The sequence below is a fragment of the Mycobacterium sp. genome (assembly GCF_032161845.1).
Taxonomy (GTDB): domain Bacteria; phylum Actinomycetota; class Actinomycetes; order Mycobacteriales; family Mycobacteriaceae; genus Mycobacterium.
In genome coordinates this window covers 1-10630 of record NZ_JAVRQA010000528.1, presented here as the reverse complement: position 1 = coordinate 10630, position 10630 = coordinate 1, and the positions used below count along the sequence as shown (strand labels likewise).

At 65.6% G+C, this 10630-nt stretch carries 10 protein-coding genes and 1 pseudogene; 6 read left to right on the top strand and 5 right to left on the bottom strand.

Going from position 1 to position 10630, the window contains the following annotated elements; translation table 11 throughout:
* The 4 genes and pseudogenes from QOD90_RS29380 to QOD90_RS29365 all read left to right on the top strand — a co-directional run.
* A pseudogene (locus QOD90_RS29380) lies at positions 1 to 278 on the top strand (phytanoyl-CoA dioxygenase family protein); the annotation flags it as partial.
* Positions 275 to 1294, top strand: a complete 1020-nt coding sequence (locus QOD90_RS29375) for a Gfo/Idh/MocA family protein (protein WP_526355754.1) — start codon at positions 275 to 277, stop codon at positions 1292 to 1294. The pseudogene QOD90_RS29380 and the gene QOD90_RS29375, both read left to right, overlap by 4 nt.
* Before the next feature lie 11 nt (positions 1295 to 1305).
* Positions 1306 to 2166: a sugar phosphate isomerase/epimerase family protein gene (locus QOD90_RS29370; protein WP_526355756.1), complete on the top strand. Its 861-nt coding sequence runs from the start codon at positions 1306 to 1308 to the stop codon at positions 2164 to 2166.
* Positions 2163 to 3152: a Gfo/Idh/MocA family protein gene (locus QOD90_RS29365; RefSeq protein WP_526355752.1), complete on the top strand. Its 990-nt coding sequence runs from the start codon at positions 2163 to 2165 to the stop codon at positions 3150 to 3152. The genes QOD90_RS29370 and QOD90_RS29365 overlap by 4 nt, the downstream gene beginning before the upstream one ends.
* A gap of 4 nt (positions 3153 to 3156) precedes the next feature.
* On the opposite strand, the gene QOD90_RS29360 is transcribed toward QOD90_RS29365, so the two are convergent.
* Positions 3157 to 3315 (bottom strand): hypothetical protein, encoded by a 159-nt coding sequence (locus QOD90_RS29360; protein ID WP_526355750.1) that lies wholly within the window; start codon positions 3313 to 3315, stop codon positions 3157 to 3159.
* Between the two features lie 149 nt (positions 3316 to 3464).
* On the opposite strand from QOD90_RS29360, the gene QOD90_RS29355 reads away from it, so the two are divergent.
* Positions 3465 to 4244, top strand: coding sequence for a TIM barrel protein (locus tag QOD90_RS29355; protein ID WP_526355748.1), 780 nt, complete (start codon positions 3465 to 3467; stop codon positions 4242 to 4244).
* On the opposite strand, the gene QOD90_RS29350 is transcribed toward QOD90_RS29355, so the two are convergent.
* Together QOD90_RS29350 and QOD90_RS29345 are read right to left on the bottom strand one after the other, a co-directional pair.
* Positions 4241 to 4720 carry an SRPBCC family protein gene (locus QOD90_RS29350; protein WP_526355746.1) on the bottom strand — a complete coding sequence of 160 codons (480 nt, stop codon included), beginning with the start codon at positions 4718 to 4720 and terminating at the stop codon, positions 4241 to 4243. The genes QOD90_RS29355 and QOD90_RS29350 overlap by 4 nt on opposite strands.
* A 57-nt stretch (positions 4721 to 4777) precedes the next feature.
* Positions 4778 to 8110: an ATP-binding protein gene (locus QOD90_RS29345; RefSeq protein WP_526355744.1), complete on the bottom strand. Its 3333-nt coding sequence runs from the start codon at positions 8108 to 8110 to the stop codon at positions 4778 to 4780.
* Positions 8111 to 8333: 223 nt separating this feature from the next.
* On the opposite strand from QOD90_RS29345, the gene QOD90_RS29340 reads away from it, so the two are divergent.
* On the top strand, positions 8334 to 8945 hold the full coding sequence (locus QOD90_RS29340; protein ID WP_526355742.1) for a TetR/AcrR family transcriptional regulator: 612 nt from the start codon (positions 8334 to 8336) through the stop codon (positions 8943 to 8945).
* Positions 8946 to 8954: 9 nt separating this feature from the next.
* Here the strand turns inward: QOD90_RS29340 and QOD90_RS29335 are convergent, their stop codons facing one another.
* A complete protein-coding gene (locus QOD90_RS29335) occupies positions 8955 to 9773 on the bottom strand; it encodes an ATP-binding cassette domain-containing protein (RefSeq protein WP_526355740.1) in 819 nt (272 codons plus the stop codon).
* 5 nt (positions 9774 to 9778) lie between these two features.
* A partial coding sequence (locus QOD90_RS29330) for an ABC transporter permease (RefSeq protein ID WP_526355738.1) occupies positions 9779 to 10630 on the bottom strand: 852 nt, incomplete at its 5' end.

The following is a 10630-nucleotide window of genomic DNA, read 5'->3' as shown; positions in this document are numbered from 1 at the left end:
CGATGGAGTCGCTGGATCGGACCGCGATGGTGCGAGCCACCTACCCCGCCCTCCTGGCGATGCAGGCCGCCGGCCGCTCGGACCGCGAGATCCGAAACGCAGTGAACGCGACGGCCGAGGGCTACGCGTTCCCCACCAACCTCGACCGCGACCAACCAATCGGAAGCCTCGCGCCACCGAGTCAGGTCGACATCGTGCTGGCCGCCCTGGCCCAAAAGCTCGCCCCCGAAGCACTCGACACCGCTCTCGTGCAGCAAACGACAAGGAGAATTCCATGACCACCCTCGGCGTAATCGGACTGGGCCGAATCGGCGCGTTCCACACCGAAACCCTCAGCGGCATAGCCGGTCTCGACGGGTTGGTGATCACCGACGAGCGCGCCGACGTGGCCGAGGCGGTCGCCGCCAAGCACGGCGCCAAGTACGTCGCGACCGTGGCGGACCTGCTGTCCGCCGGCGTCGATGGAGTTGTCGTCTCCGCCGCCACGCCCGCCCACGCAGAGCTGACCCTGGCCGCCGTCGAACGCGGCATCCCCACGTTCTGCGAGAAGCCGATTGCCTCGACGGCCACCGAGAGCGCCCGCGTCGCCGAGGTAATCCTGAAGTCCGGCGTGCCGGTCCAGGTCGGCTACCAGCGCCGGTTCGACGCCGCGTTCGCCGCCGCCAAGCGCGCGGTCGACGACGGGTCGCTCGGCACGCTGCACACGGTGCGCAGCACGACGATGGACCCCGCTCCCCCGCCGATGGACTACATCAAGGGCTCTGGCGGCATCTTCCGCGACTGCGCCGTCCACGACTTCGACGTCTTGAACTGGATCACCGGACAGCGCGCAGTCGAGGTGTACGCGACGGGGACCGTCCAGGGCGATCCACTGTTCGCAGAGTACGACGACGTCGACACCGCCGCGGTGATCGTCAAATTCGACGGTGGCGCAATGGGTCTCGTCTCCGCCGCCCGGTACAACGCACGCGGGTATGACTGCCGCCTCGAAGTCCACGGCTTCGACGACAGCGTCGCCGCCGGGTGGGACCAGGGCGTGCCGTTGCTCAACACCGATCCGCGCTTCGCATCTGCGGAGGACTTCCCCACCGGCCCCGCGCACCACTTCTTCATGGACCGCTTCACCGAGGCGTTCCGGATCGAACTCGCCGCGTTCGTCGAGGTTGCCAAGGGCGGTCCGATCCTCGGTGCCACCGTTGCCGACGCGGTCGAGGTCGCCTATCTCGCAGAGGCCGCCACCGAGTCTCTGCGCCGGAGCGTCCCGGTGCGCCTCGAGGAGGTTCGCAACTCGTGAACGCCAGAGACATCAAGATCGCCGGGGCACCCATCTCCTGGGGCGTTTGTGAAGTTCCTGGCTGGGGTTACCAGCTGGAGCCCGGCCGAGTACTGACCGAGATGCGTGGTGCGGGACTGACCGCCACCGAACTCGGTCCCGAGGGCTTCCTCCCGACCGACCCCGACGAGCTGAAATCCGTTCTGCACGAGAAGGATCTGGCATGCGTCGGCGGTTTCGTACCCGTCGTGCTGTTCAAGGACGATCACGACCCCGCCGATGACCTCGCGGGGCCACTCGATTCCCTGATCGCCGCAGGAGCAGGCGTCGTGGTGCTCGCCGCGGCCACCGGATCCGACGGCTATGACTCCCGGCCCGTCCTCGACGACGCTCAGTGGACGACACTGCTGGCCAACCTGGACCGGCTGGCGGCGATCGTCGCCGACCGAGGCCTGCTCGCCGTGCTGCATCCGCACGTCGGCACCATCGTCGAGACGCGCTCCGACGTCGACCGGGTGCTCGCCGGCTCCTCGATCCCGCTGTGTCTGGACACCGGGCATCTACTGATCGGCGGCACCGATCCGCTGGAGCTGGCCAAGGCCGTGCCGAACCGGATCGCCCACACGCACCTCAAGGACGTCGACGCCGCGCTGGCAGCGGAGGTGCAATCGGGTGCGTTGACGTACACCGACGCCGTGAAGGCGGGCATGTACACCCCGCTCGGCACCGGCGACGTCGACATTGCCGGAATCGTCTCGGTGTTGCGGGACAACGGTTTCGACGGCTGGTTCGTCTTGGAGCAGGATACGATCCTCGACGGCGAACCGACCGATGAGGGTCCGGTGCGGGACGTGCGCGCCAGTGTGGCCTATCTCCTGGCGGCCACGTCGTGACGTTGAACATCGGAGTTCTCGGCGCATCGCGGATTGCCGAGGTGGCGATAGCCGGGCCCGCAGCGGAACTCGGCCACCGGCTGGTGGCCACCGCAGCGCGGGACCGGTCGCGGGCCGAGGCCTTCGCCGAGAAGTACGGCGTGGAGCGGGTGCTCGACGATTACCAGGCGGTGATCGACGACCCCGAGGTCGACATCGTCTACAACCCATTGGCCAACGCGCTGCATGCGCCGTGGAACCTCGCCGCCATCGCAGCGGGAAAGCCCGTGCTGAGCGAAAAACCTTTTGCGCGTGACGAATCCGAGGCGCGGAAGGTCGCGGACGCGGCCGACGCCGCGGGAGTCGCGGTCCTCGAGGGATTTCACTACTTCTTCCATCCCGTGACCCAGCGCGCGTTCGAACTCGCCGGCGACGGCACCATCGGCTCGGTCACCCATGTCGAGGTTCGGATGGCGATGCCAACGCCGGGCGACGACGACCCTCGCTGGTCGCTCGAGTTGGCAGGCGGAGCGTTGATGGACCTGGGCTGCTACGGGCTGCACGTAATGCGGTCACTCGGCCGTCTCGCGATGCCCGGCATCGAAGGACGGCCGTCGATCGTGCGGGCGCACGCCGAGCAGCGCACGCCGGGTGTGGACGCTTGGTGTGACGTCGAACTCGGCTTCCCAGGGGGTGCCACCGGCCTGGCCGCCCATTCCATGGTGGGCGACGACTACTCGTTCACCATCCGCATCGTGGGCACGGCGGGCGATCTGCTGGTGCACGATTTCATCAAGCCGAGCGCCGACGATCGGCTGACGATCAACACCACGGCGGGCACCACCGTCGAACGGCTCGGCACCAGGGCGTCATACACCTATCAGTTGGAGGCCTTCGCCGCGCACGTGCAGGACGGCGCCACGCTGCCGTTCGGGGCCGCCGACGCGGTGGCGAACATGGCGTTCGTCGACAACGCCTACCGGGCGGCCGGTATGGCACCTCGGTAGGCCGCTAGGGCCGCATCCTGGCGCGACGCGTCCGCGGTCGGGTCGCGGAGCGTTCGTGCCAGCGCAGGCGAAGCAGCAAGACCCGGCGGTGCGCACGGAAGGACAGGCTCAACGGGTCACGCCAGGCCGACGTGCGCGCCGAACGTTCGTGATCGATGTCCATGCGTCGATTGTGCCGTGTGAGTGGAAATGGTGGGTGGTGGCGCGCGTCACCGCTGGGCGTCGCGTCGATTAACAATCACCGAACTTCGGCGTTGCACGGCTCGCTTTACCCTTCAAGTACCTAGAACGTTCTAGTCGCAGGAGAACTACATGCAGAGCGAGTTCGAACTGGCGATCAGCGCCGAGATGGTGTTCACCGAGCTTCCCATCGTCGAGCGGGTGCGGCGAATCCACGATCTCGGCTTCGCCGCCGAGATCTGGAGTTGGCACGACAAAGACCTCGATGCCCTTGCGGCGACTGGCGCGAAGTTCACCTCGATGACCGGCTACCTGCACGGCGATCTGATCGATCCCGAGACCGCCGACGAGGTGGTCCGGACGGCCGAGCTGAGCGTCAAGGCCGCTGAAACGCTTGGCGTTACGCGGCTGAACCTGCACACCGCCGAACTCGTCGACGGCTTGCCTGCCCGACCCCGGTTGCGTGCGACAGGAGCGATGTGGACCACCGCCCTGCGGACCTTGGAAAGGCTTGGCGAGCTCGGCGCTTCGACGGGGGTGACGTTCTGCGTGGAGAACCTCAACACCATCGTCGACCATCCGGGGGTGCCCCTGGCCAGGGCCAAGGACACGCTCGCGCTGATCGAGGGTGTCGGACACCCGAACGTCAAGATGATGCTCGACCTCTACCACGCGCAGATCGGCGAGGGGAACCTCGTCGGGTTGGTCCGCCGTTGTGGTGATGCCATCGGCGAGATTCAGGTCGCCGACGTACCTGGTAGATGCCAGCCGGGAACAGGTGAGATCTACTACCCGGCCATCGCGAAGGCGTTGCGCGACATGGGGTATCGCGGCACCGTCGGGCTGGAGGGCTACGCCGCTGGCGACGACGTCGATGCGCTCGAAGCGTTCCGCGCGGCGTTCACCGGCTAGCCGTTGAACCGCTCGGCGAGCCTCTGCAGCGTCGAGGTGATGCCGTCGCCGTTCTTCCTGTCGTATCCGAACGTGGTGATCACCAGCGGCACCTTTGCGGTGCGGTAGTCGAAGGTCTCGGTGACCTCGGTGATCGTGGCGTCGCCGGGCGACGCCTCCACTAGTTCCCAGCGCCAGCGGTGCCCGAGGGGATGCTGCCACTCGATGACCTTGCCGTCCTGCACCTCGGTGACGGTCGAGGTGATCTGGTAGGGCAGCCCGAATTGCTTCATCCCCACCGTGAACTTGTCCCCCACAGCGAGCCGGTGCGGCCCTTTGATCGGCACGTCGCGGAGGGTCCCCGACCCGTCGAGTTCGGGATGGCGGTGGGGGTCGCTGACGATCGCGAAGATCTCGGCGGCGGGTGCCTTGACCAGCACGCGGCGCGCGACCCGTCGCGGACCGGCATCGACGGTGGACACTGTGGAAACGTTCATGGTTGACGTCATACCCTGCCAGCCTCTGCACGACACCGCGTTTCCGAGGAAGGGCGATCAACACATCCGATCCAGCAGCGCCTTCGCGTCCACCAGGTCGGCGGTGTCGAACCCTTCGGTGAACCAGCCGTAGACGGGTGCCAGCAGCTCGCGGGCGTCATCGGAGCGGCCATTCTCCAGCCACATTCGGGCCATGCTCATCGCACCGCGCAGCTCCCAGGACTTCGCATGCTGAGCCCGCGCGATGGCCAGCGCGTTCTCGAAACAGTTCTCGGCTTGGATCAGATCGGGGTTCTCCAGACGGCGCAGTAACTCGCCGCGGAGACGACACACCTCGGCCGCATAAAGCCGTTCGTCATTGCGCTGCTCCCAGACCGCTGCCTCATTGAGTGCGGTCAGGCCCGCTTCGATCTCACCGAGTTCGCCGCATGCCTCGGCGAAGAGCGCCAAGAACCATGGCCACACCGCACCCATTCCGAATGCCCGACGACGATCCATCCCCTCACGGATGTCGGCGATACCACCGGCCACGTCACCGAGTTGAGCGATGGCCCACCCGCGCGGCAACAGGCACCAGAGCGTCAACGCGTGGAGCCCATACTCCTCTGCCACCGCCATGGCCACCTCCGCTTGGCTGCGGGCAGCCTCGGGCTCACGTCGCAGTTGGCTTAGTTGCGCAGACATCAATGTTGCCGTGGCAATGCTCTGGGGGTGACCGAGTCCTCGCGCGTGCGCCACCAACAGTTCCATGGCCGCTGACGCCTCCGTCGGGTAACCAAGGACCCAATCCGAGAGGGCGTCGAGGTAGCCGCACACGATCGCCGGATCTTGGGTGTAGGCCGCGACGAAGGCGTGGTGCTTGTCGGGGTCGGAGGCGGCGAGGCCTTGACGGCTGTGAGTGCGCACGTCGACGAAATCACCCTGCCACCAGGCCGGGTAGGCCAGTAGGAAGTGACCGACCGCCAACAGAGACGGATCATCCTGTGACTGAGCGAGTTCCAGGAACTCTCCGGCCAGGGCGCGGGCCTCGTGCAGGTGGCCACCTACGATGTTCGCATACACCAAGCCGGCGAGCGCCGGGAACAACTCCGGTGTGCTGCCCACCTGTCGCGCCAGTTCACGCGCTCGGGTGTATATGGGCTCACCGGCGTTCGGGCCGCGAATGAAGCTCACGGACGGCCCAAGCAGGAGTTGCAGGGAGAGTTCTTGCTTGGCGCGTTCCGTTGAGTCGGGAAGTGTGTTGAGCAGTTCCAATCCACGCGTGGCATGGTTGGCGGCTTCCTGGTTTGCGGACCGCTGCAGCGCGCGGCGGGCGGCGGCGTCCCAATACGGAACGGCTTGCGCGACCAAGCAAGCTTCCGTGTAGTGGTGGGCCAGCAATTCGGGTTGGCTGGCCACGACCTCGGGGAAGCCCGATTCCAGTGCGGTGGCAATCCGTTGGTGGTGTTGGCGACGAGCGCTCTTCAACAGCGACTGGTAGGCCGCGTCTTGAATGAGGGCGTGCTTGAAGCGGTACGAGGCTTCCGGCGGCTCCCCGGTCTGGTGCAGGAACTCGGCCGTCACCAGTTGAGCCAGCGCATCCTCGAGCAGATCCTCGTCCCACGGAGAGACCGCACGCAACAACGCGTAGGAGAACTCACGTCCGATCGCAGCACCCAGCTGCGCCAACCCCTTGACCGTCGAAAGGCGATCCAACCGCGCCATCAGCGAATCGTGAAGCGTATTCGGAATCGCCAGCGGCGGAAGTGAACCGCTCAGTTCATACCGACCCGCATGCTCCTCGAGCAGACCAGATTCCATCAGCATCTTGGTGAGCTCTTCGACGAAGAGCGGCACCCCGTCCGTCCTGGACACCACTTGCTCGACGATCTCATCGGGGAGCGACTTGCCTTGAGCCACCCGTCTGGTCAGCTCGGCGACCTCGCCGACCGCAAGTCGCTCGAGACTCACTTCCTTGACGGTGGGATCGCCCGCCCATGGCGAATCGAAGTGCGGCCGGGTCGTGAACAGTGCGAGTAACTGCGTGGTGTGGGCCTGCTCGATCAGAAGGGCGAGAAACTCCAACGTGCTCGGATCGACCCAATGCAGATCTTCGACGACGAAGAGCAACGGTTGCGTCGCCGCTCTTCGGAGTACCACAGCGAGCAATGCCTGCATCGCCTGCTGTTTCTGCTGTTCGGGCGGAAGTGTGGCCGACTCGTATTCAGCGGCCGGTGGAATGGAGAGCAGTGAGCAGAGCGCGGGCATGGTTTCGTCGAGTGGCAACCCACCCTGCACCAGAAAGCCTTCGAGCTTGCGCAGCTTGTCGGCTGCAGAGTCGGATCGCTCGAACTGCAGGACCATTCGTTCGAGCAGGTCGATCAGCGGATGGAACGCGGTGTCCTGGTGATACGGCGAACCCTGGCAGGGTACGAGCCAACCCTGTTGTTCGGCAACGTGTTCGGTCAACGCGTGGACCAGTCTGCTCTTGCCGATGCCGGCCTCGCCAGAGACGAGGACGGCTCGTCCGCTGCCGCGCGCGGCCTGGGCCCACTCGTCTTCGAGCAGTCCCACCTCGGCGGCACGACCGACCAGCGGGGTGAGGCCGACGCTGCCCATCGCCTCCAACCGCGTGCGGGCAGTCATTTCATTGAGTACCTGGAACACCTCCAAGGGTGCCGACACGCCCTTGAGTGGCGGCGTACCCAACGAGCGACAGTTGAACTGACCGCCGAGAAGCCGATGGGTCAACGCGCCGATGACCAGCGTGTTGGGCGCCGCCGCAGTCTGCAGGCGAGCCGCGATGTTCGGTGTTTCTCCGAGCGCGGTGATCTCGTGGCGCGCGTCACCGACGACCTCGCCGACCACCACCAGACCGGTATGGCAGCCAAGGCGTACCGCCAGCGAGGTGCCGTACCTCTCGCTAAGACTGGGGTTGAGTTGCCCGATGGCTTCGACGATTCCGAGCCCGGCTCGCACGGCGCGTGGCGCATCGTCGTCGTGTGCCATCGGATGTCCGAAGAAGACGATCATGCCGTCGCCGAGGTATTGGGCGATGTAGCCATCGAAGCGGGCGATGACCTTGCCGCACGTGTCGTAGTACGCGCGCATCACCTCGCGGAAGTCCTCGGGGTCGAGCTGCGCGGAGAGCGGCGTGGAGCCAACCAGATCGCAGAACAACACGGTGAGCTGTCGACGCTCTGCACCGTCCGGGTTCGGATCGCTTGGCGCCCACACCAAGCCCTGACCGTCCTCGCGCACGCTGTCGCCGTGGGCGTATCTCAACTCCGCACGCAGTGCGTCCATGCGTTCGTCGTCGAGGCCCAAATGCTCCGTCAAGGCGCGATAGGACACCCGCCCACGACTTCGCAAGAGCTCGATCACCTCGTCGAGCGTCGCGTAGAAGTCCATGACGACCCCCTCGGCGAGTCCCCGAACCGCCAGAGGGGCAGCTCACACGCCATGTCAATGGTGCATCACGTGGCTGATCTTGGGTATGCCCTTTGATCAACCTGTGAACTTCCGCGCCGGGTGTTCGTCGGGTGAGGTTAGCCTGGGCAGGGTGATCGGAGCTGTCGACAGAACCCCAGCGGGTTTGCGCGAGCGTAAGCGGCAACGTACCCGGGGTCAGCTGGTGGCCGCCGCCATCGAGTTGAGCCGTAGGCACGGATTTGCCCGCGCCACGGTCGAGCAGATCTCCGCCGCCGTCGACGTCTCGCCCCGAACCTTCTCCCGCTACTTCGCGACGAAGGAAGCGGCGATTCTCTCGGTCATCCACGACATGGCGGAGAGCGCACTCATTCACCTCGACGACGTCGACCAAGGGGTGGGCCCCATCGACGCCCTCGTTCAGGCGCATCAGATGATGCTCGACGACGTTCACGTTGGCAGGCACGTCGTCACTCCGCCGTTGTTGGCGGGCGCATTGCTGGTCATCGGCGAGTCGCCGGTCCTACGGCCCTTGGCCATTGGGATCACCCCGCCCGGCCTGCTCGAAGGAATGGCCCGTCGGATGGGCGTCGAACCCGATCACCGTGACGCCTGGCTGGTGATGCGGGTGTGGTCGTCGATCCTGTCATGCGCAGCTCGCGAAGCCGGGGTTGCGGTCGCCCTCGGTCAGTGTGACGCCATCATGACGGCGATGACGATGCGCGAGAAGATAGCTGACGTGCGGGCCGAACTCAGCACCCTGGTGTCACCCGGACATGACAGAACCCCGCCAACTGGTCAGCCGACGGGGTCCTGAGTCGGGGAACTACTTGCGGCCCAACTCGTGGGTCAGTGCCTCCAACTCGTCGCCACCGGCCATCTCCTGGGTGAGGTGGTCCAGGGTGATGTCGTCGTAAGCACAGTCCAGCTTCTGCCGACCGCGGTTGAGCAACACGAAGTGGTCACCCACCATGTGCGCGTGGTGCGGGTTGTGAGTGATGAACACGACGCCGAAACCCGCTTCCTTCGCGGCGGTGATGTACTTCAGAACCACACCGGACTGCTTGACGCCCAGCGCGGCCGTCGGCTCGTCGAGAATTAGCACCCGAGCCCCGAAGAACACCGCCCTGGCGATCGCCACGCACTGACGTTGACCACCAGACAGGGAGCCGATCGGCGCATCGACGTCGGGCAGTTCGATGCCCATCTTCGACAACTCCGTCAGCGTCGTCGCCCGCATTGCGTTGGCGTCCAACGAGAAGGGGAACGACTTCTTGCGTACCTCCTGGCCGAGGAAGAAGTTGCGCCACACCGGCATCAGCGGGACGACGGCCAGGTTCTGATACACCGTGGCGATGCCCTTGGCGAGGGCATCGGCGGGCGAGCCGAACTTCATCGGCTCACCGTCGACGATCAGTTCACCGTCGGTCTGCTGGTGCAGGCCGGAGATGATCTTGATCAGTGTGGACTTTCCCGCGCCGTTGTCACCGAGGATGCCGGTCACCTCGCCGGCGTGCACCCGCAGGGAGATGTCCTTGAGCGCGGTGATGTTTCCGTAGGACTTGCCGACGTTCTTCAGTTCGACCAGGGGCACCTTGCCGCCGGAGGGAGCTTCGTTGGCCGGGGATTCGACTGTTGCGGTCATGTCGGTCACCTCTTCGCTGCGTAGTTACGGAAGGCGTTGTTGGCGATCACGGCGAACAGCAGCATCGCGCCGAGGAAGAACTTGAACCAGTCGGGATCCCAACCGGCATAGACGATGCCCTGGTTCGTCATGCCGAAGATGAACGCACCGATGGCAGCGCCGATGGCGGTGCCATAGCCGCCGGTGAGGAGGCAGCCGCCGATGACCGCAGCGATGATGTAGAAGAACTCGTTGCCGATGCCCTGGCCCGACTGCACGGTGTTGAATGCGAACAGCAGGTGCATGCCGACGAACCAGGCGCAGAACCCGACGAACATGAACAGCCCGATCTTCACCCTGGTGACCGGAACACCCACGGCGCGAGCACTATCCGCATCACCGCCGACGGCGAAGATCCAGTTGCCGATCTTGGTCTTGAACAACACCCACGTGGCGATCGCGGTGAACACCAGCCACCACACCACGGTGATGCGGATACCGACTCCGAACACCGTGAACGACGACGCGAAGACGGCACGCGCTGAGTCGAAACCCGCCATGTCGCTGACGCTCTGGGTGGCCACCTGTCCCGCGACCAACTTGGTGACGGCGAGGTTGACGCCGGCAAGCATGAAGAACGAACTCAGCGTGATGAGAAAGCTGGGAATCTTGGTCTTCATCACCAGGTAGCCGTTGAAGAAGCCGACGGTCAGCGCGAGGATCAGCGCCAGTGCCGCACCCACCCATAGGTTGAGGTGCAGGTTGAAGGCCAACATCGACGCCGCCAGCGAACTGAACGTCACGGCTACGCCCGCCGAGAGGTCGAACTCCCCGCCGATCATGAGGACCGCCACGCCGCACGCCATGATGCCGATGGT

Bases quoted from the DNA above. Each gene is read 5' to 3' on its own strand.
- QOD90_RS29375 (WP_526355754.1), top strand. From the start codon at position 275: ATGACCACCCTCGGCGTAATCGGACTGGGCCGAATCGGCGCGTTCCAC.
- QOD90_RS29360 (WP_526355750.1), bottom strand. From the start codon at position 3,315: ATGGACATCGATCACGAACGTTCGGCGCGCACGTCGGCCTGGCGTGAC.
- QOD90_RS29355 (WP_526355748.1), top strand. From the start codon at position 3,465: ATGCAGAGCGAGTTCGAACTGGCGATCAGCGCCGAGATGGTGTTCACC.
- QOD90_RS29350 (WP_526355746.1), bottom strand. From the start codon at position 4,720: ATGAACGTTTCCACAGTGTCCACCGTCGATGCCGGTCCGCGACGGGTC.
- QOD90_RS29345 (WP_526355744.1), bottom strand. From the start codon at position 8,110: ATGGACTTCTACGCGACGCTCGACGAGGTGATCGAGCTCTTGCGAAGT.
- QOD90_RS29335 (WP_526355740.1), bottom strand. From the start codon at position 9,773: ATGACCGCAACAGTCGAATCCCCGGCCAACGAAGCTCCCTCCGGCGGC.